This window comes from Micromonospora alfalfae, assembly GCF_022230925.1.
Taxonomy (GTDB): domain Bacteria; phylum Actinomycetota; class Actinomycetes; order Mycobacteriales; family Micromonosporaceae; genus Micromonospora; species Micromonospora alfalfae.
Genome location: NZ_JAKKFH010000045.1, coordinates 171,871 through 191,248 on the forward strand (window position 1 = coordinate 171,871; position 19,378 = coordinate 191,248).

Annotated in this window: 18 protein-coding genes and 1 pseudogene; 14 read left to right on the top strand and 5 right to left on the bottom strand. The window is 70.3% G+C overall.

What is annotated here, in order from left to right; all coding sequences use genetic code 11:
• The first annotated feature begins 197 nt into the window (after positions 1–197).
• From MED01_RS29790 to MED01_RS29830, 9 genes and pseudogenes are all read left to right on the top strand, one after another.
• On the top strand, positions 198–902 hold the full coding sequence (locus tag MED01_RS29790; RefSeq protein ID WP_238671798.1) for a UdgX family uracil-DNA binding protein: 705 nt from the start codon (positions 198–200) through the stop codon (positions 900–902).
• Positions 903–1,034: 132 nt separating this feature from the next.
• Positions 1,035–1,631: a hypothetical protein gene (locus tag MED01_RS29795; protein WP_238671799.1), complete on the top strand. Its 597-nt coding sequence runs from the start codon at positions 1,035–1,037 to the stop codon at positions 1,629–1,631.
• Positions 1,632–1,797: 166 nt separating this feature from the next.
• Entirely contained in the window at positions 1,798–3,189 is a 1,392-nt protein-coding gene (locus tag MED01_RS29800; protein WP_238671800.1) for an MFS transporter, read from the top strand.
• 5 nt (positions 3,190–3,194) lie between these two features.
• Positions 3,195–3,395, top strand: coding sequence for a DUF3046 domain-containing protein (locus MED01_RS29805; protein ID WP_030489422.1), 201 nt, complete (start codon positions 3,195–3,197; stop codon positions 3,393–3,395).
• 184 nt (positions 3,396–3,579) lie between these two features.
• A complete protein-coding gene (recA, locus tag MED01_RS29810) occupies positions 3,580–4,626 on the top strand; it encodes a recombinase RecA (protein WP_007456801.1) in 1,047 nt (348 codons plus the stop codon).
• 14 nt (positions 4,627–4,640) lie between these two features.
• Positions 4,641–5,339: a regulatory protein RecX gene (locus MED01_RS29815; RefSeq protein ID WP_238671801.1), complete on the top strand. Its 699-nt coding sequence runs from the start codon at positions 4,641–4,643 to the stop codon at positions 5,337–5,339.
• Positions 5,340–5,376: 37 nt separating this feature from the next.
• The gene (locus MED01_RS29820) at positions 5,377–6,081 is read left to right on the top strand and encodes a 3-keto-5-aminohexanoate cleavage protein (protein WP_238671802.1); all 705 of its coding nucleotides are present in this window, start codon (positions 5,377–5,379) and stop codon (positions 6,079–6,081) included.
• 554 nt (positions 6,082–6,635) lie between these two features.
• Positions 6,636–8,402 carry a ribonuclease Y gene (gene rny, locus MED01_RS29825; RefSeq protein ID WP_238671803.1) on the top strand — a complete coding sequence of 589 codons (1,767 nt, stop codon included), beginning with the start codon at positions 6,636–6,638 and terminating at the stop codon, positions 8,400–8,402.
• 925 nt (positions 8,403–9,327) lie between these two features.
• Positions 9,328–9,799, top strand: a pseudogene (locus MED01_RS29830) (hypothetical protein); the annotation flags it as partial.
• Positions 9,800–10,245: 446 nt separating this feature from the next.
• On the opposite strand, the gene MED01_RS29835 reads toward MED01_RS29830, so the two are convergent.
• The 4 genes from MED01_RS29835 to MED01_RS29850 all read right to left on the bottom strand — a co-directional run bounded on the left by MED01_RS29835 (position 10,246) and on the right by MED01_RS29850 (position 13,646).
• The gene (locus MED01_RS29835; protein WP_238671804.1) at positions 10,246–11,118 is read right to left on the bottom strand and encodes an amino acid ABC transporter permease; all 873 of its coding nucleotides are present in this window, start codon (positions 11,116–11,118) and stop codon (positions 10,246–10,248) included.
• Between the two features lie 43 nt (positions 11,119–11,161).
• Entirely contained in the window at positions 11,162–11,818 is a 657-nt protein-coding gene (locus MED01_RS29840; protein WP_238671805.1) for an amino acid ABC transporter permease, read from the bottom strand.
• A 79-nt stretch (positions 11,819–11,897) separates the two neighbouring features.
• Entirely contained in the window at positions 11,898–12,833 is a 936-nt protein-coding gene (locus tag MED01_RS29845) for a glutamate ABC transporter substrate-binding protein (RefSeq protein ID WP_238671806.1), read from the bottom strand.
• 57 nt (positions 12,834–12,890) lie between these two features.
• On the bottom strand, positions 12,891–13,646 hold the full coding sequence (locus MED01_RS29850; RefSeq protein WP_238671807.1) for an amino acid ABC transporter ATP-binding protein: 756 nt from the start codon (positions 13,644–13,646) through the stop codon (positions 12,891–12,893).
• 195 nt (positions 13,647–13,841) lie between these two features.
• On the opposite strand from MED01_RS29850, the gene selD reads away from it, so the two are divergent.
• Positions 13,842–14,831, top strand: a complete 990-nt coding sequence (gene selD, locus MED01_RS29855) for a selenide, water dikinase SelD (protein ID WP_238671808.1) — start codon at positions 13,842–13,844, stop codon at positions 14,829–14,831.
• A gap of 230 nt (positions 14,832–15,061) precedes the next feature.
• Positions 15,062–15,541 (top strand): hypothetical protein, encoded by a 480-nt coding sequence (locus MED01_RS29860; RefSeq protein ID WP_238671809.1) that lies wholly within the window; start codon positions 15,062–15,064, stop codon positions 15,539–15,541.
• A gap of 48 nt (positions 15,542–15,589) precedes the next feature.
• Here MED01_RS29860 and MED01_RS29865 read toward each other — a convergent pair whose 3' ends face one another.
• On the bottom strand, positions 15,590–15,838 hold the full coding sequence (locus MED01_RS29865; protein ID WP_112676127.1) for a DUF2277 family protein: 249 nt from the start codon (positions 15,836–15,838) through the stop codon (positions 15,590–15,592).
• A gap of 139 nt (positions 15,839–15,977) precedes the next feature.
• On the opposite strand from MED01_RS29865, the gene MED01_RS29870 reads away from it, so the two are divergent.
• The 3 genes from MED01_RS29870 to MED01_RS29880 all read left to right on the top strand — a co-directional run bounded on the left by MED01_RS29870 (position 15,978) and on the right by MED01_RS29880 (position 19,314).
• Positions 15,978–16,166 (top strand): hypothetical protein, encoded by a 189-nt coding sequence (locus MED01_RS29870; protein ID WP_238671810.1) that lies wholly within the window; start codon positions 15,978–15,980, stop codon positions 16,164–16,166.
• A gap of 63 nt (positions 16,167–16,229) precedes the next feature.
• Entirely contained in the window at positions 16,230–18,506 is a 2,277-nt protein-coding gene (locus MED01_RS29875) for an FxsB family cyclophane-forming radical SAM/SPASM peptide maturase (RefSeq protein WP_238671811.1), read from the top strand.
• Entirely contained in the window at positions 18,490–19,314 is an 825-nt protein-coding gene (locus tag MED01_RS29880) for an AAC(3) family N-acetyltransferase (protein ID WP_238671812.1), read from the top strand. The genes MED01_RS29875 and MED01_RS29880 overlap by 17 nt, the downstream gene beginning before the upstream one ends.
• Positions 19,315–19,378 lie beyond the last annotated feature (64 nt).

Below are 19,378 nucleotides of genomic sequence, written 5' to 3' on the forward strand. Positions count from 1 at the left end.
AGGTGGGGGACATGGCTTCTGGTGGGGCTCGTAAGGGGATCTGGATCGCGGTGGCGGTGGCGATCATCATCGTCATCATCGTGCTGATCGCGATCGCGTCCGGCGGCGACGGAGGCGGAAACGGGTACTGACGCGTCGTGGCCGGGGTGCCGGGGCGTATCCGGCGGCGAGCATCGAACGGGTATATAACAGTCGGCATGGCCGAGCAGACCGGGAGCGCTCCGGGCGCCCAGCGGTTCATCCCGCCCGACGCCGACACCATCGACGACCTGCGTACCGCCGCCGGCGCCTGCCGGGGCTGCGAGCTGTACCGGGACGCCTCGCAGACGGTCTTCGGTCGCGGCGACGAGAGCGCCCGCGTGGTGCTGGTCGGCGAGCAGCCCGGCGACATGGAGGACCAGAAGGGGCTGCCCTTCGTCGGCCCGGCCGGACGCCTGCTGCGCCGCGCGGTCGACGACGCCGGGCTGGACCCGGGTCACCTCTACCTCACCAATGCCGTAAAACACTTCCGCTTTGAGCTGCGCGGCAAGCGGCGGATCCACCAGACCCCGAACCAGGTGCACATCACCGCCTGCCGCCCCTGGTTGGTCGCCGAGTTCGCCCGGCTGCGTCCGGAGGTCGTGGTGGTGCTCGGCGCTACCGCCGCCAAGGCGCTGCTCGGCCCGTCCTTCCGGGTCACCCGGCAGCGGGGCGAGCTGCTGCCCTGGCCGGAGTCGGCCCAACACCCCGCGGACTTCGAACAGGTGCCGGTGGACAACGCCGGAAAGCGGGCCGACGCGCCGCAGGCTCGGCTGCTGGCCACCATCCACCCGTCCGCCGTCCTGCGGGCCGACGACCAGGACAAGGCGTACGAGGGCCTGGTCGCCGACCTCACCGTCGTCACCCGCGCCCTGCCCGGCTGACCGGCGACCCGCGAGCGGCAGTGCGCGCCGCAGTGACCTGTTCAGATCTTGGACACTTTCCGTCAGCCGATGACGGAAACTGTCCAAGATTGACAGTGCGTCGCGGATCGCGTGCGTGGGTAACGGGGGTCGATGGGCGTAGACAATGTGGAGCGTCGTGCGGATGCGCCGGCCGTGGCCGCCGCCGGGCGTCGCGGGGGAGTGAGGCGGTTCTTCGAGCGGGCGACCGGTTTGCAGCTCATGGCCGTGTACTGGGTGCCGATGACGGTGCTCATCGGGCTGCCGCTGCGCTGGCTCTTCGACCGACAGGAGTCACTTGTCGAGGCCGTACTGGGCGCCGCTCTGAACACCGTATGGATCGGCCCCTCGATCTATCTGGGGCAGCGCGCGGTGGGCGAGGCCCGGCAGGATCCCGAGGGGTACCCGTTGCGCCAGGCAGTGCGCACCGGCGCCGTGCCCGAGGACGACACGGTACGGGCCGACCTGCCCGGCTATCTCGCCGGGCAGCGGCGGGCCACCTGGGCGGCGCTGCTGTCCGTCCTGGGCATCTCCCTCGGGCTGATCCTGCTGGCTCTGCTCGCCGCCGACAACGAGGGCTTCGCGGTGATCTTCGGCGTGGTCGCCGCCGTCAGTGCGGCCGTCGCCGCGCTCACACTGACTCGGATCGGTCGGCTGGCATCCCTGCTGGACGCTCCCAACCCACCGGAAACACCAGGATCGCCTGGATAGAACGGCTCAGCCGCCCGCCGTGATCCCGCTGAACACGTCCTTGACGGTGGTCAACAGCGCCGCTCACCCGGCACATGGGTGTGGGCGACCCCGTTCCGGCGAAACCCACTGCCGCTGGTCGGTGCGGGTGCGCGAGGATGAGGCACCCCTTCCGACAGGAGCGCCGATGGCGACCGACCTGACCGCGCCGCGTACCGCAGCCCGACCCGACGTCGCGTCGATCCAGCGGCGTACCCTGCGGCTGCTCTTCACCACCCAGATCATCGGCGGGGTCGGTGTGACCATCGGCATCGCCGTGGGCGCGCTGCTCGCGGCCCGGATCGCCGGGACCGCGGTGGCCGGTGTCGCGCAGAGCGCCGGGGTGGTCGGCGCCGCGCTGCTCGCCGTCCCGGTCACCCGCATCATGGCGCGGCACGGCCGCCGGCCGGGTCTGGTGCTGGCGTACGCGGTAGGCGCCGTCGGTGGCCTGCTGGTGGTGCTGGCCGCTGCCACCCGCTGGGTGCCGCTGCTCTTCCTCGGCATGCTGCTCTTCGGCGGGGGCACCGCAGCGAATCTCCAGGCCCGTTACACGGCGGTGGATCTCGCCGAGCCGGCCCGCCGGGGGCGGCAGCTCTCCCTGATCGTCTGGGCCACCACCATCGGTGCGGTGGCCGCGCCGAACTTCGCCGCGCTGGCCGACCGGGTCACCACCGGCTGGGGGTTGCCCCCGCTGGCCGGCCCGTTCGCGTTCAGCGCGGCAGCGTTCGTGCTGGCTGCCGTCGTACTCCTCGGGTTGCTCCGGCCCGACCCGCTGCTCACGGCGCGGCGGCTCGCGGCGGCCGACGCACCGGCCGCCGATGTGCCGCCGGCCGCCGATGCGACGGCGACAGCGGTGGCGGCCGAGGCGCCGGCGGCAGGTGGCGGCGCGACCCCGGCCACCGTGCCGGTCGCGCGCCGCGCGCCGCGCGGCGCCGGGATGCGTGCGGCCTGGTCGGTGGTACGCGGACAGCCCGCCGCCCGACTCGGCATCGCCGCCGTGGCGGTGGGTCACCTGGTGATGGTGGCGGTGATGGCGATGACTCCGGTCCGGCTCGGTGAGTCGCACGCCGACGCCGACGTGTTGCGGCTGGTCGGCATCGTGCTGAGCCTGCACATCGCCGGCATGTACGCGTTCTCCCCGGTGGTCGGGTGGCTCACCGACCGGTTCGGTCGACGGGCGGTGATCCTCGGTGGGGTCGGGCTGCTGCTGGCCGCCTGCGCTGTCGCCGGCACCGCCGGGCATCACACGCCTCGACTCTCGGTCGGTCTGGTTCTGCTCGGGTTGGGCTGGTCGGGGACGATGGTGGCCGGCTCGACCCTGCTGTCCGAGTCGGTGGCGGCGGAGGTGCGGCCGAGCGTCCAGGGGCTGTCCGACCTGATCATGGGGTTGGCCGGGGCCGGCGCCGCAGTGGTCAGCGGGTTTGTCATGCAGTTCGCCGGATATCCCGTGCTCACCCTGCTCGCGGCGGTCGCGGCGGTGCCCCTGGTGGCGCTAGCGTTGCGCCCGGTGCCGACCGGGGCACCGGACGAGGAGGGCTGATCACTGTGCGGCTGACCGATTTCTGGACGCGGCTGGACGAGGCGTTCGGGCCCGGCTATGCGGCCAGCATCGCCCGCGATCAGGTGCTGTCCCAGCTCGGCGGGCGGACCATCGAGCAGGCCCTGGCATCGGGGGAGCAGACGCACGTGGTGTGGCGGGCGGTGTGCGCCGCGTACCCCGACCGGGTGCCCGCTCGACTACGCTGAGCAGCCTTTTCGCCGGTTCCGCGTGTCGCTTGTCTAGTCGTACACCTGTTCGGCTATTGTCCACAGCGGGGTGCTCGTCCACAGCTCGCGGCCCGTCGGCTGGTTTTCTGTCGGACCTAGCGCCTAGCGTGTCCGCGTGACGCGAAGCTCAGCAAAGACGCCGGCGAAGGCAGGGGTGGCAACCATGGCAGCAGGGCCTGACCGGGAGAAGGCACTCGACCTTGCTCTCGCTCAGATTGACAAGCAATTCGGCAAGGGCTCGGTGATGCGGCTGGGTGACCGGCCGGTCGTCCAGACCGCAATCATTCCGACCGGCTCCATCGCGCTCGACGTGGCCCTCGGCATTGGCGGCCTGCCCCGTGGCCGGGTGGTCGAGATCTACGGCCCCGAGTCCAGCGGTAAGACCACCGTGGCACTGCACGCGGTGGCCAACGCCCAGCGCAACGGCGGCATCGCCGCCTTCATCGACGCCGAGCACGCGCTCGACCCGGAGTACGCGAAGGCCCTCGGCGTCGACACCGACGCGATGCTGGTCTCCCAGCCGGACACCGGCGAGCAGGCGCTGGAGATCGCGGACATGCTGATCCGCTCCGGCGCTCTGGACATCATCGTGATCGACTCGGTGGCGGCCCTGGTGCCACGCGCCGAGATCGAGGGCGAGATGGGCGACAGCCACGTGGGCCTCCAGGCCCGGCTGATGAGCCAGGCGCTCCGGAAGATCACCGGTGTGCTCAGCAACACCGGCACCACGGCGATCTTCATCAACCAGCTGCGGGAAAAGATCGGCGTCATGTTCGGCAGCCCGGAGACCACCACCGGTGGTCGGGCGCTGAAGTTCTACGCCTCGGTCCGGCTCGACGTGCGACGCATCGAGAGCCTCAAGGACGGCACCGACGTGGTCGGTAACCGCACCCGGGTCAAGGTCGTGAAGAACAAGGTCGCCGCGCCGTTCAAGCAGGCCGAGTTCGACATCATGTACGGCAAGGGCATCTCGCGTGAGGGCTCGCTGATCGACGTCGGCGTGGAGCAGGCGATCATCCGCAAGTCCGGAGCGTGGTACACGTACGACGGCGACCAGCTCGGCCAGGGCAAGGAGAAGGCCCGGGAGTTCCTGAAGGAAAACCCGGACGTGGCCGCCGAGATCGAGAAGAAGATCCTGGAGAAGCTCGGCGTCGGGGTCGGCGCGGGTGACGCCGCCGGTGGCCCGGAGCTGCCGCCGGTCGACTTCTGACCGGTCGCTGACCCATGGCAGGACGACGCGCTCGTACGGGGCGGGGCTGGGATGCCAGTCCGCCTCGTACGGGCGACGCCACCGATGCGCCCCGCCCTCGACGAGGCCGCCGAGGTCGGTCCGAGGAGGCCGACACCGTCGAGTCTCCGGCCCCTCCGCGCGACGAGTCCGAGTTGGCCCGCGAGATCTGCCTGCGCCAGCTTGCCGTCCGGCCCCGCACCCGGGCCGAGCTGGCCGGGGCGTTGGCCAAGCGGGGCATCTCCGAGGAGGTCTCGGCCGAGGTGCTCGACCGGTATGACGAGGTCGGCATCATCGACGACGCCGCGTTCGCCCGGGCCTGGGTGTCCAGTCGGCACGCCGGGCGCGGCCTCGCTCGCCGGGCGCTCGCCAACGAGCTGCGCCGCAAGGGCGTGGACGGCGAGGTGGCCACCGAGGCGTTGGATGAGCTGGACGAGGAGACCGAGGCGGACACCGCCCGTGGCCTGGTGGAGCGCAAGCTGCGCACGGCCCGGGGCGAGCCGGACGCGGTCTTCCGCCGGCTGGTGGGCATGCTGGCCCGCAAGGGCTACCCGCCTGGTGTGGCCATCCGGGCGGTGAAGGACGCCCTCGCCGCGCAGAGCGCCGAGGCGGCCGAGTTCGCCGAGCAGATCGACGCCGATGCGCTCGCCGACGCCGAGGGCGAGTTGGAGCGCGACAACCGTCTGGTCGAGTGAGCGGTCCGCTGCGACTCCCGATGGAGGTGCGGGCCCGATGTTGAAGGCATGTCTGAACGGTGGGCACGGCCGGGAGGCCCATCCGGCAGTGCCGCTCACGGCGGCGGAGTTGGCCGCCGATGCGGCCCGCTGCGCGACGCTCGGCGTCGCGGCCGTGCACGTCCATCCCCGCGACGAGGCCGGCGCCGAGTCGCTGCGGCCGGCGGTGATCGCCGACGCGCTGACCGCGATCCGTGCCGCTCGGCCGGGGCTGCCGGTCGGGGTGAGCACCGGCGCCTGGATCACGCCGGATCCGGCTGCCCGCGTGGCCGCCGTCCGGGCCTGGCCGGTGCTGCCCGACTTCGCTTCGGTCAACGTGCACGAGCCCGGTGCCGAGGCGGTCGCGGCCGCCCTGCACGGGCGCGGTGTGCTCGTCGAGGCGGGGCTGTGGACGCTCGACGCGGTAGCGGCGTACCGGCGGTGGCGGGTGCCGGCCGGGCGGGTTCTGGTCGAGTGCATGGCCGAGGACGTGGCTGTCGCGTTGGCGGACGCCTCCCGGATTCTCGCCGCGCTGCCGGCGGGCGCGCCGTCGGTGCTGTTGCACGGCGAGGGTCCGGCGACCTGGCCGGTCCTCGCCGAGGCGGTACGCCGGGGTCTGGGCACCCGAATCGGGCTTGAGGACACTCTGTGTCTGCCGGACGGCTCACCCGCCGCGGACAACGCGGCGCTGGTCGCGGCGGCGGTGGCGGTCGGAGCCAGCTGACCTCTGGTGAGACGGATCAGTCACACCTTGCTCGGTCGTCGCAGTGGCTGACGGCCGCCTGAACGGCGCTGAGCAGGCCCGACACGTCCAGGGGGCGGCACACCTCGCGGAGTTTGTCCCTTCCTGTCCGGCGTGATATCAGCACGCGGTGACGGTTCAACTTCTCTCCGTTCGGGGGGTTTGATCATGAGTCCTTGACCAGAGCACCCCCGGCGACCTAGCCTCGCCATACAGGCTCACATTGCCCGACCAGCGCAGGCTAAGCGCACAACATAGATCGCGTAACAGAACAGCATCACTTTGGCCGACTCCGCGGCCTTTGGCGGCAGATCCGGACTGGCCGGTCCGGAACGCTGCGACAACTGCACCCGGTCGCCGACGCTGCCCACGGGCACCGCCGGCGGAGAAAGCTACCCACGGCCAGCCGCTCCGGTCGGGCGTCCACAGCCGCAGGAGTGTGCCCCCGGCACGGTCGCTGCGGTCTCGACGTTAGGGGAGGCGGCCATGGCGGGGCGGCGGCACAGGTTCATCGGTAGACCCGACGGGGTCCCGGCATGAACGCGTTCGACGTCGTGCTCCTCGCGGCCGTCCTCGTCCTCGCGGTGGTGGTGATCGGGGCCGTGCTGGTCGGCATCCGGACACTGCGCCGGGTGGGCGCCGCGCCGGCTCCGGAGGATCCCGCCTTCATCGCCGAGAAGGACCGCCAGGAGCAGTCCCTCGCCGCCCTGCGGACCGCAGCCGACGAGGCGAACAGCACCATCGACGTGGCGAAGTCAGCGGCCGCAGCGGCCCGTACCGAGGCGGCGGCGGCGAAGGCCGAGGCGAAGGCAGCCCGCGCCGAGGCGCGTCGGGTCCTCGACGACGCCCGGGCCGAGGCGGACACCGTTCTGGAACGCGCCCACAAGCAGGCCGAGGCGGACGCCGAACAGTTGCGGACGGCAGCCCGGCGCAGCGGCGAGCGGGAGGTCGCGGTGCTCGCCGCCACCACCCGGGAGCAGGCCGCCGAGGTGGAACGTCGGGCCGCTCGGATGGACGAGCGGGAGCGGATGCACACCGAGGAGGTGGAGCGGTTCGCCGAGCGGGAGCGGCAGCTCACCGCCGCGAAGGCCGCCCTCGCCGGCCGGGAGGCCGCGCTCTCCCAGCGGGAGGCCGAGCTGACCGAGTCGGAGGAGCTGCGCCGCCGGGAGCTGGAGCGGGTCGCCGGGCTCACCGCCGACTCCGCCCGAATGGAGCTGGTCGAGGCCATCGAGACGTCTGCCAAGAGGGAAGCGGCGCTGCTCGTGCGGGACATCGAGTCCGACGCGCGCAACACCGCCGAGCAGCGGGCCCGGCACATAGTGGTGGACGCGATCCAGCGGGTCGCCAGCGAACAGACCGCGGAGAGCGTGGTCAGCGTCCTGCACCTGCCCGGTGACGAGATGAAGGGGCGGATCATCGGCCGGGAGGGACGCAACATCCGCGCCTTCGAGTCGGTGACCGGCGTCAACCTGATCATCGACGACACCCCCGAGGCGGTGCTGCTCTCCTGCTTCGACCCGGTCCGTCGCGAGGTGGGCCGGGTGACCCTGGAGAAGCTGGTCCTGGACGGGCGCATCCACCCGCACCGGATCGAGGAGGTCTACGACCTGGCCCGGCAGGAGGTGGAGCAGCTCTGCCTCCGCGCCGCCGAGGACGCCCTGGTCGAGGTCGGGATCACCGAGATCCACCCGGAGCTGGTGACCCTGCTCGGCCGGCTGCGCTACCGCACCTCGTACGGGCAGAACGTGCTCAAGCACCTGGTCGAGACCGCCCACATCGCCGGCATCATGGCCGCCGAGCTGCGGTTGGACGTGCCCATCATCAAACGGTCGGCGTTCCTGCACGACATCGGCAAGGCGCTCACCCACGAGGTGGAGGGCAGCCACGCCATCATCGGCGCGGACCTGGCCCGCAAGTACGGCGAGCACGAGGACGTGGTGCACGCCATCGAGGCGCACCACAACGAGGTGCCCCCGCAGACCATCGAGGCCGTGCTCACCCAGGCTTCCGACGCCTGCTCGGGTGGGCGGCCGGGCGCGCGCCGGGAGAGCCTGGAGGCGTACGTCAAGCGGCTGGAGCGGATCGAGGAGATCGCCGCCGGCAAGCTCGGCGTGGACAAGGTCTTCGCCATGCAGGCCGGCCGCGAGATCCGGGTGATGGTCAAGCCGGACGACGTCGACGACATCGGGGCGGCAGTGCTGGCCCGCGACGTGGCCAAGCAGATCGAGGAGGAGCTGACCTACCCGGGTCAGATCCGGGTCACAGTGGTCCGCGAGTCCCGGGTCACCGAGATCGCCCGCTGACCGCTTCGCTGTGTCGACGACGGTTCACCGGGCGCATCTGAGACTGCGCGGTTTCTACGGCGCGTGGCGATTGTCGGATGTGGTGCAGGACGAGGATCTCCCGCACTTGCGGGGTGCGGCATGGGCAGCGGTGCAGCCTGAGCAGAATCGTGGAGGGGGAAACAGAATAGGTCGGTCTCCTGGTCGACGCATTGGGCCTTGGTTAAATGCTGTCGCACCTCAGGCCCCGGCCTCATCGATTTTCAAGACTCGTGAAACTCGCCTGACCTGCAAGGAGTCGGCTCGGCAAGCTTTTCACCGAGACAGTCACATCGTCGCTGCCCTTGACGGCAATAAATATTGCACATAGGGTTGCAGGATGAAAATTCACAAGAGCAATTTTCGGCGCCTCCGTCCGCTGCTCTCGGCAATTTTCGCGGCTACTGTTCTAATGATGGTCCCGGCTTCCCCCGCGCTGGCGGCCGGGGCGGCCGCCGACCCAGATTATCGCGTTCAAGCTTCCTCGAACTTCTCGGTGGAGGTTTCACCGCTCGATACCGGTAAATGCGCCGGCTGGGCCTGGATCGGCCAAACGTGGAACGGCTACATCGAGGCCTCTACTAGGGTCACATGTTCGGGTGAGCAACTTGGCTACACCAGTCGCGCCAGAATCGCGACCGCCCAGGTCGGCGGAATTGTGACAACGCATGAGACTGGATGCGGAAGAGGCAAGTCGTGCATTTCGAGTGTAAGCACTGCTGGCTCTAATGGTCGGAAGTACTGCAACCAGGCATTCGCTGCGACCCTCGGAATGACTACCAGGGAAGGTTTCGCGACTCCCTGTATCAACACGTAGTCATCACCTTTCTTGGAGTGGCCGACGTGGTTGGCGGTCCAGACGCGGCCGGATCTGTCGCGGTGCAATGAAAAGACGCAGAACCTCGCTATGAAGGTAGTCCTTCCCGGGATCACCGTCATCGAGGTTCTGCGTCGCTGCGAATTCATATACACCGCCATCCTGCCCGTACGCGAGGCGACCGTCTCGTTCCTGTCCGGCCTTCCGCACGTCGAAGGGCAGCGGCTGGCCACCCGCGCCGGGACCCGGTCGTTGGGCTGTTTCAAGCAGGCTGCCCTGGTGATCCGGTGGATGGTCGACGGCACCCGCATCTCGCAACTGGCCAAGGACAACACGATCAGCCGGCCGACCGGGTGCGCGTACCTGCTTGAGGGCCTCACCGTGCTCGCCGCCCAGGCGCCCGGTCTGCACTCGGTGTTGCTGGCCGCGAAGATGGCTGGCTACGCCCACGTCAGCATCGACGGCCACACTGATCGAGACCGATCGGCGCCGCGCCACCGGGCCGACGCCAGGGGTGGATCTGTGGCAGTCGGGCAAGCACGACAACCACGGGGGGAACGTGTAGAACAGCACTGCTCCGGACGGGTGGCCGTGTCCCTGGAGCATCGGCCGGATCACCGCCGCAGCCCTGGTCCTGCTCCACATCGACCACGGCCGCACGACGTGATCACACAACGCCACCAACCGTTACTCGGGAAGGCTCAGTGGCCGTGACAAGTCTTCGGATGCACGGGAAGTATTCATCGTGGACGTCGTAATGCGGGCCGCCCGGAAGATCCGGGTGTCCGACGTGGACGACATCGGGGCGGCCGTGCTCTCCCGCGACCTGACCAAGTAGATCGAATAGGAAGTGACCTCCCCGAGGTCCCGAGGTCCCGAGGTCCCGAGGTCACCGGGATCGCCAGCTGACCAGCCTGATCACCACGAATCAGCAATATCGGGGTGCCCCCAAGGACGGAGCACCCCGATATTGAGAAACTCGAGTCGATCACGCGTACGGTGGGCCGGTCAGATCATCCGGGCGGCGTCCTCGCCGGCGTTCTGGGCGGGCAGCACCTTCGCCGCCGTCCGCCGGCTGCGGCCCATCCGCTTCTGCAACCACCAGGCCAGGGCCGACAGCGCGCCGCAGATGGCGATGTAGATCGCCGCCACGATCAGGTACGTCGGCACGTACGGCAGCCCGAACGGCAACCGGCCGCCGATCTGCTTACCCACGAAGAGCAGCTCGGGGTACGTGATGATGAAGCCGAGCGCGGTGTCCTTGAGTAGCACGACGAGCTGACTGACAATCGCCGGGAGCATCGAGCGGACGGCCTGCGGCAGCAGGATCAGCCGCAGCACCTGGTTCTTCCGCATACCGATCGCGTACGCGCCCTCGGTCTGCCCGTACGGCACCGCGTTGATGCCGGCCCGGAAGATCTCCGCGAGCACCGAGCCGTTGTAGAGCATCAGCCCGATGACCAGCGCCCACAGCTTGTCGATCGACCAGCCGTACTGCAACGGAACGTAGTACCCGAAGAAGATCAGGATGAGCAGCGGGATCGCCCGGAACAGCTCGACCACGAAGGTCGCCGGGCTACGCAGGTACCACTTGTCGCTCAGTCGGGCACTGGCGAAGAACGCGCCGAAGATCAGCGCCAGGACTGCGGCGATGCCGGCCGCCTTGAGCGTTGCCCCCAGGCCCCCGAGCAGTTCGCGTTGCACCGAGGCGTACTGGAACTGCTCCCACTTGCGGGCCTCGAACTGACCGGTGTCGGCGAACTTGTAGCCGATGAAGGCGATGAGAGCGATGATGCCGACCGTGGAGGCGACGCCCAGGATCGCGTTACGCCGCTTGGCCCGAGGCCCGGGCAGGTCGTAGAGGATCGACGCCTGGCTCAACTCAGCCACCTTCCGTTCGCGACCGTGGGGTTCGCATGCTCGTTCATCGGGCGACCCTCCACTTGCGCTCCAGGAACCGCTGCAACGCCACCAGCGGCAGGATCAAGATCAGGAAGCCGATGGTGATCCAGAGCAGGACGGCGAACTGCGGCTCGCCTCGTTCGGCCATGTACGCGGGGATCGCGCCGGCCTCCAGCACCGAGAAGCCGGCGGCGATCGTGGTGTTCTTCAGCATCGCGATGAACACGCTCATCATCGGCGGGACCATCGCCCGCAGCGCCTGTGGCAGCACGATGAGGGTGAGCACCTGACCGAAGGTCATGCCCAGCGCGCGGGCCGCCTCGGCCTGCCCCGCGGCGACGGTGTTCACGCCGGAGCGGATCACCTCGCACACGAAGGCGGAGGTGTAGACGGTCAGCGCGACGGCAGCGCTGGAGAAGTACTCGATGTTGACGTCGAGCTTCGGCACCGCGAACACGAGGAACGCGAAGACCAGCGTCAGAGGGGTGTTGCGCACCAGGTTGACGTACGTGGCGCCGAACGCGCGCAGCGCTGGCACGGGGGAGACCCGCATCGCGCCGAGCAGCGTGCCGAGGACGAGGCTGCCGACCGCGGCGATCAGGAAAAGTTTGACGGCGTTGGTGAATCCGTCAACGAACAGTTGCCCGTTGTCCGTCAGTACGCGGAAGAACTCGCCCATGCCTCGCTCTCAGTCCTCGGACGGGCGCCGGACGGGGACGAGCCCCGCCCGGCGCCGCAACTCGTTTCGAGCCGGTCGGTCAGTACCGCTCGAGGGCGGGCGGGGTGCCCGCCGAGCCGGACAGGCCGAGCGTGCCGTCGTAGATCTTCTGCCAGGTGCCGTTGCTGAACGACGCCTCGATCTGGTTGTTGACGTAGTCGCGCAGCGCCTTGTCGTCCTTGGGCAGGCCGATGCCGTACTTCTCGGTGCTGAACGGCTGGCCGACCACCTTCAGCTCGGTCGGACTCTGCGCCGCGTAGCCCTTGAGGATGGCGTCGTCGGTGGTGACGGCGTCGACCTTCTTGTCGAGCAACTGCGAGACGCACTCGGAGTAGGTCTTGAACTCGACGATGTTGTCCGGCTCGGTCAGACCCTCGTCGCGGATCTTCTGGATCGGGGTCGAGCCGGTGGCCGAGCAGACCTTCTTGCCCTTGAGGGTGTCCTTGCCGGTGATCGACGACTCGTCCTTACGGACCAGCAGGTCCTGGCCGGCAACGAAGTACGGGCCAGCGAACGAGATGTCGTTCTTGCGCTTGTCGGTGATCGAGTAGGTGCCGACGTAGTAGTCGACCTCACCACCCTTGATCGCGGTCTCCCGGTTGGCCGACGCGATCTCCTTGTACTCGATCTTCGCCGGGTCGATGCCCAGCGTGCTCGCCACGTACTGGGCGATCTCGATGTCGAAGCCGCACCGCTTGCCCTGGGCGTCCTTGTAGCCGAGGTTCGGCTGGTCGAACTTGACGCCGATGGAGACCTTGCCGGCCGCCTTGATCTTCTCGAAGGTCGGGCTGCCAGCGACGGCGGCGTCCGTCTTCGGGGTGAAGGTCGCGCCGGAGCTCTTGCAGTTGTCCCCTTGGGCGGCACCGGAGGCACTGCCGCCCGCGCTCGGGGTCGGCTCACCCTCCTTGCCGCACGCGGCGGCCGACAGGGCGAGGGAGGCCATCATGGCGACCGCCGCCACGCTCTTCATACGCATACTCTTCTCCTTCTTCAACGGAGCCCACCGAGGTGCGGCACGCTCCACTACGGACGCCTAGTGCGTGAGGATCTTGGAGAGGAAGTCCTTCGCCCGATCGCTGCGTGGGTTGTCGAAGAACTCCGCCGGGGAGGCGTCCTCGACGAGCTTGCCGTCGGCCATGAAGATGACCCGGTTGGCCGCGTGCCGGGCGAAGCCCATCTCGTGGGTCACCACGACCATCGTCATGCCGTCGCTGGCCAGCGACGTCATCACGTCGAGCACCTCGCCGACCATCTCCGGGTCCAGCGCGCTGGTCGGCTCGTCGAAGAGCATCGCCTTGGGCTGCATGGCCAGGGCCCGGGCGATGGCCGCCCGCTGCTGCTGGCCGCCGGAGAGCTGGGCCGGGAACTTGTCCGCCTGGTTGGCGATGCCGACCCGGTCGAGCAGGGCCAGGCCGCGCTCGCGGGCGGCGGCCGGCTTCTCCTTGCGGACCTTGATCGGGCCGAGGGTGACGTTCTCCAGGATGGTCTTGTGCGCGAAGAGGTTGAAGGACTGGAACACCATGCCCACCTCGCTGCGCAGCTTCGCGAGGGGCTTGCCCTCGGCCGGCAGCGGCTGACCGTCGAAGGTGATGGTGCCCGAGTTGATCGGTTCCAGTCGGTTGATCGCGCGGCACAGCGTCGACTTGCCGGAGCCGGACGGGCCGATCACCACGACCACCTCGCCCCGACCCACCGACAGTGAGACGTCGTCCAGCACGTGCAGCGGCCCGAACCACTTGTTGACCGCGTCCAGCACGATGAGCGGTTCGCCCGTCGTCACGTCGTCCACCGTCCCCTGTCGTCTCCCGGATCGGGGTCGGTTGACCCCCGGTGCGGCCACTGTAGGCGGCCTGATGTGGCAGAACGCAACCCAGCGGGTCACGGAGCGGTAACACCGGTCACGATCGTTCGGGTGCGTCCGATTTTGGTCACCGGATGGGTCGTGACGGTGGTGATCGTGGCGCGTTGTCGCGATCATGGGTGGATGACCGAACCCGTACGGTTGACCAAGTACGCCCGCGGCGGTGGCTGCGCCTGCAAGATTCCCCCGGGCGAGCTGGAGATCATGGTGGCCGGTCTCGGCCCGGCGACCGGCACTGCCGAGTTGCTGGTCGGGCTGGACCACGGCGACGACGCGGCGGTGGTGCGCCTTGACGAGCGCACCGGCCTGGTCAGCACCGCCGACTTCTTCACCCCGGTGGTCGACGACGCCTATGACTGGGGTCGGATCGCCGCGGCCAACGCGCTCTCCGACGTGTACGCGATGGGCGGCACCCCGCTGGTGGCGCTCAACCTGCTCTGCTGGCCTCGGGACGTGCTGCCGCTGGAGCTGGCCCGTGAGGTGCTGCGCGGCGGCCAGGACGTGGCGCGGGAGGCCGGCTGTCACCTGGCCGGCGGGCACAGCGTGGACGACGACGGCCCGAAGTACGGTCTCGCGGTCACCGGCACGGTCCGACCGGAGGAGCTGATCACCCTCGACGCCGGACGGGCCGGGGTGCCGTTGTCGCTGACCAAACCGCTCGGGGTGGGTGTGCTGAACACCCGGCACAAGGCGACCGGGGAGAGCTTCCCGGAGGCGGTGGCCACGATGAGCGCGCTCAATCGGGAGGCCGCCCACGCGGCTGTCGCCGCCGGCGTTCGGTGCGGCACCGACGTGACCGGGTTCGGGCTGCTCGGGCACGCCTCGAAGCTGGCCCGGGCCAGCCAGGTCACTGTGGCCATCGACACCGCCCGGGTGCCCTATCTGGCCGGTGCCCGGGAGGCGCTGCGCGACGGGTTCGTCAGCGGTGGCAGCCGACGCAACCTGGAGTGGGTGACCCCGTGGACAGACTTCGGCGCGGCGGACGAGGCGGAGCGGCTGCTGCTGGCCGACGCGCAGACCTCCGGTGGCCTGCTGGTCGCCGGCGAGGTGCCCGGCGCTCCGGTGGTGGGCGAGCTGCTGCCCCGCGGGGAGCACCTGGTCGTCCTGCGCTGACCGGGGGCGGCCGACAGGCGGCGGGACACGCGGTGGCGGTGGTGGGGATGGCGCACGGTACCCGATAAACTGTCACCTTCCCGCTACTCCGAGCAATGCCGCTCAGGGAAATTTTGCCCGGAATGGTCACAGACCGGTAACTTGCGCCCGGCTGGGGTCAAATGCCCCCCACCATCGTGTGTAAGGCCCGATCCGGAGGCCGGTGGGGACGAACGCAGCGAGGAGGCGGAATGACCGAGCTGTGGAACTGGAGAATCGACGGGGCTCAACCCGTGGAGGTCTACCCGGCGCTGGCGGAGGCGCTTGGTCGGGTGGTGATGCCGCTGGCGGTGGCCGACCCGGCGCGGCTGCCGGCGTACGCGGTGGTGTGTGACGTCTGGCAGGCGCCGGGCGAATTCGCGACGGTGGTGGACTGCTACGGAGTGCCCGAGGAGCTCTCCGAGCACGCGAGCATCGCCGCACTGGCCCGATTGCTGGGCCGCAACTGCCTGTTGCGCGACGACACGCTCGACGCGGGCCGGCACCTGCTCGTCGCTCCGGACGGCACGGTCCGTCCGGTGCACTTCGACGTGCGGGACACCGAGGACGGTGAGGTGTTCAGCAGGCTGCGGCTCTGCTCGCTGGGTGACCCGGGTTGCCGGGGCTGGTCGCAGTGCCACCGCTCACGCTGGGCACCCGACACTGTCGCTCCGGCGCTCGCCGCGGCCTGACCCTCTCCAGGGTCAGGCCCGGCCGGGTGCCGTGCCGGTCAGCGACGATCAGCTGGCGGCGGTGGCCGACCGGTCGGTGGTGCCCGATCCGGCGCCCCGCACCACCAGTTGGTCGAGCAGGGTGCGCGTCGCCTCGGCCACTGCTGCCACTGCGGCGTCGAACGCGGCAGCGTTGTGCGCGGCGGGCGCCCGGAAACCAGAGATCTTCCGGACGTACTGCAACGCTGCCGCCTCGACGTCCGCGTCGGTCACCTGCGGGGTGAACGGCTCACGCAGTGTCTTGATGCTCCGGCACATGTGAGTTCCTCCTCGGTTGGTGCGCTACTTGACCAACGATGACATCGTTGGGGCTGTTGCCTATTCTGGTGGCGCGTCAGGGCCCTCGGGCCGTCCATCACACCTCCCGTGGCGTGTCCGCGGGACCCGGAGAATCATTGTGGACAACGCATCCACCCGCCCATCCCGTCCGGGCCTGGCCGACTTCACACGGAGCCTGGACACCCCGCTGGACCTGCTCGCCGTCACGCACGCTGATCTGGTCGAGGCGGTCCGGCGGCATGTCGTCGCGGATGAGCTGGTGCCCTCCGGCACGGTGCCCGTGGCCGCCTTCAACTCGGCCATCTGAATGGCGGGCTGTCGGTGCGGTCCCTCCGCAGCGGGCGGGTCATGCCGACGGATCAGCCAGTTCGTGCTGAAGGTTCACAGCCGGTGCGACCTCAGCTGCGACCACTGCTACGTCTACCAGCACGCCGACCAGACCTGGCGTGGTCGACCGGTGCGGATGCCGCTGGCCACGGTTCGGGCGGTCGCACAGCGGATCGCCGAGCATGCCCGCGAGCACGAGTTGCCGGTCGTGCACGTGGTGCTGCACGGAGGTGAGCCGTTGCTGCTGGGGGCCGCGGGATTACGGGAGGTGATGGCCGAACTGCGCGCGGCGATCACCCAGTGGACGCGACTCGACCTGCGCATGCAGACCAACGGCGTGCTGCTCGACGAGGAACTGTGCCGGTTGTTCGTCGAGTTCGACGTGCGGGTCGGTGTGTCCTTCGACGGCGACCGGGCCGCAAATGACCGCCACCGGGTCTTCGCCCACGGCGGGAGCAGTCACGACCACGTCCGGCGGGCGCTGGCCCTGCTCCGTCGGCCGGAGCACCGCGCCAGCTACGCCGGCATCCTCTGCACGATCGACGTCCGCAACGATCCCGACCTGGTGTACGAGGCGCTGCTGGCCGAGAGCCCGCCCCGCGTCGACCTGTTGCTGCCCCACGCCACCTGGGACCATCCGCCGGAGCGTCCAGGCCCCGAGCCCACCCCGTACGCGGACTGGCTGGGGCGGATTCACCGGCGGTGGGTGGACGACGGTCGGCCGATGTCGATCCGGATGTTCGAGGCGCTGCGCCCGGGTGGCAGCGGCACCGAGGCGTTCGGCCTCGCACCAGCCGATGTCCTGGTCGTCGAGGCGGACGGGACCTGGGAGCAGGTCGACTCACTGAAGACCGCGTACCACGGCGCGGCCGGCACCGGTTTCGACGTGTTCGACCACTCGGTGGACGAGGTCACGCGGCACCCCGGGGTCGCGGTACGGCAGGACGGCGTGGCCGGGCTCTGCGCGACCTGTCGGGCCTGCCGGGTGGTCGACAGGTGCGGCGGTGGCCTGTACGCGCACCGGTGGCGGACCGGCTCCGGCTTCGACAACCCCTCGGTGTACTGCGCCGACCTGCTGCGCCTGATCGACACGGTGGACGCCTACCCGCCGCCCACCCCAACGGTCCCGGCCGACGGGTCGACCACCTCGCCCGTCGACGAGTTGCTGGACGACCTGGCGACCGGGCACGGGTCTGCGTCGACGCTCGCGCTGCTCGCCGCCACCCAGCTCTCCATCACCCGGGCGCTGCTGGCGGCCTCCCGGGACGGATCCGGCAGCACGCCCGCCTGGGAACTGCTCGTGCACCTCGACCAGTCGGCGTCGGAGGCGGTCCGCGCGATCCTGGCGCACCCCTTCGTCCGGCCGGGGCTGGTGCGTCGCCTTCACTCGTCGGCCCCGCCCGGCCTCGGCGCGGCAGTCGACCCACTGCCGGCGCTGGCCATCGCCGCGGCGCTGCGGGCCGGCGTCCCGGCCGCGTTGCACGTGCCGGTACAGGCCGACACGATCACGTTTCCCGCGCTCGGCAGCCTGGTGCTGCCCGGTCTGGGGGAGAGCGCCGAGGTGACCGTCCGACCCGGCGAGTTCCGGGTCCGGGGTGGGTCGGTCGAGCAGACGGTGCTCCTCGATCCGATGGCGCCGCCGTCGACCGGATGGTTTCCGACCCGCGACGTGCCGGTGCCCGGTGGCCGGCTGCTCCTTGAGGACGGTGACCCGTACCGCGACTGCTACGGCCAGCCGGTCCAGTCCCGCCTGGACGGTCCGGCGGCACGCGCGTTGGGCCGTACCCTGGCCGAGGCCTGGCGGGTCGTGCACCGGGACGTGCCGGCGCACGCGGCGGCGCTCGACGGCGGCCTGCGTGCCGTCGTTCCACTGGCGCCCGACCCGGCGCGACCCCTGCGAAGTGCCACCGCCCGGCACGCGTTCGGCGCTGTCGCCGTCACCCCCCACTCCGACCCGGAGACGATGGCGGTGCTGCTCGTGCACGAGTGGCAGCACGCGAAGCTGGGGGCGGTTCTCGACCTGTACGACCTTGTCGAACCGGGCCAGGGCGCCCAGATCCGGGTGCCGTGGCGCCCCGACCTGCGGCCACCGGAGGGCGTCCTGCAGGGCGTCTACGCCCACCTCGCCATCACCCAGGTCTGGCAGTCCCGGGCGGCCGCCGACCCTGGCGACGCGTCGGCGAACGCGGCCCAGTTCCTGGCGTGGACCCGGGACGGTGCGGACGCGCTGCTGGCCAGCCGGTCGCTCACCGCGGCCGGTGAGCGGTTCGTCGGCCGGCTGCGCCACGCACTGGAGGAAACCCGTGCAGGGTCCGGCTGAGCGCCAGCCGTCCACACTGGGCCGTCTCCGCCTCGCCGATGATCTGCGGGCATTGGGCGTCCGCCCTGGTGCGTGCCTGCTGGTGCACTGTGCCCTGCGCCGGGTAGGCCCGTTGACGCACGGCCCGGCGACCCTCGCCGGTGCCCTGCGGGACGTCCTCGGCCCGGCTGGCACGCTCCTGGTGCCCACCCAGACCGACGGCAACTCGACCACCTCCCGGGCCCACCTGGCGGCAACCGCCGGGATGGACCGTGCGCAGCGCGAGCGGTACGAGGCGGCGCTGCCGGGCTGGGACCGCCGGACCACCCCGTCGCAGCGGATGGGGGCGCTTGCCGAGTACGTCCGGTGTGCCCCCGGTGCCGTGCGTAGCGACCACCCCCAGACTTCGTTCGCCGCGCTCGGTCCGCAGGCCCGGCAGCTCACCGACAACCATGACCTCACCTGCCACCTGGGAGAACGCTCACCGATGGGCGAGCTCTACGCGGCGGACGGGCAGATCCTGCTGCTCGGCCTCGGCTACGAGGCGTGCACCGCCCTGCACCTGGCCGAGTACCGGCTTCCGGTGCCGCCGCCCCTGCGCGACTACCAGTGCTTCCGGCTTGTCGACGGGCGGCGGGTCCGCCTCGACTTCCGGGCTCTCGACCTGGACGACCGGGACTTCCCGGCGGTGGGTGCCACGCTCGACGAGACGCCGTTGGTGCGGCACGGTCGGGTGGGGCGGGCGAGCGCGCGCCTGCTGCCAGTGCGTGCCACCGTGGACTTCGCGATCGACTGGTTCAACGTGCACCGTCTTGCGGTGCGCCGGTGAACCAGGAGGGCGGCACCGCTGAGCGCCGCAGAGCCTGCCCTGGACCCTTACCTGGGCGCACAGC

Bases quoted from the DNA above. Each gene is read 5' to 3' on its own strand.
- rny (WP_238671803.1), top strand. From the start codon at position 6,636: ATGAACGCGTTCGACGTCGTGCTCCTCGCGGCCGTCCTCGTCCTCGCG.
- MED01_RS29790 (WP_238671798.1), top strand. From the start codon at position 198: ATGGCCGAGCAGACCGGGAGCGCTCCGGGCGCCCAGCGGTTCATCCCG.
- MED01_RS29820 (WP_238671802.1), top strand. From the start codon at position 5,377: ATGTTGAAGGCATGTCTGAACGGTGGGCACGGCCGGGAGGCCCATCCG.
- selD (WP_238671808.1), top strand. From the start codon at position 13,842: ATGACCGAACCCGTACGGTTGACCAAGTACGCCCGCGGCGGTGGCTGC.
- MED01_RS29795 (WP_238671799.1), top strand. From the start codon at position 1,035: ATGGGCGTAGACAATGTGGAGCGTCGTGCGGATGCGCCGGCCGTGGCC.
- MED01_RS29860 (WP_238671809.1), top strand. From the start codon at position 15,062: ATGACCGAGCTGTGGAACTGGAGAATCGACGGGGCTCAACCCGTGGAG.
- MED01_RS29840 (WP_238671805.1), bottom strand. From the start codon at position 11,818: ATGGGCGAGTTCTTCCGCGTACTGACGGACAACGGGCAACTGTTCGTT.
- MED01_RS29800 (WP_238671800.1), top strand. From the start codon at position 1,798: ATGGCGACCGACCTGACCGCGCCGCGTACCGCAGCCCGACCCGACGTC.
- recA (WP_007456801.1), top strand. From the start codon at position 3,580: ATGGCAGCAGGGCCTGACCGGGAGAAGGCACTCGACCTTGCTCTCGCT.
- MED01_RS29865 (WP_112676127.1), bottom strand. From the start codon at position 15,838: ATGTGCCGGAGCATCAAGACACTGCGTGAGCCGTTCACCCCGCAGGTG.
- MED01_RS29845 (WP_238671806.1), bottom strand. From the start codon at position 12,833: ATGCGTATGAAGAGCGTGGCGGCGGTCGCCATGATGGCCTCCCTCGCC.
- MED01_RS29815 (WP_238671801.1), top strand. From the start codon at position 4,641: ATGGCAGGACGACGCGCTCGTACGGGGCGGGGCTGGGATGCCAGTCCG.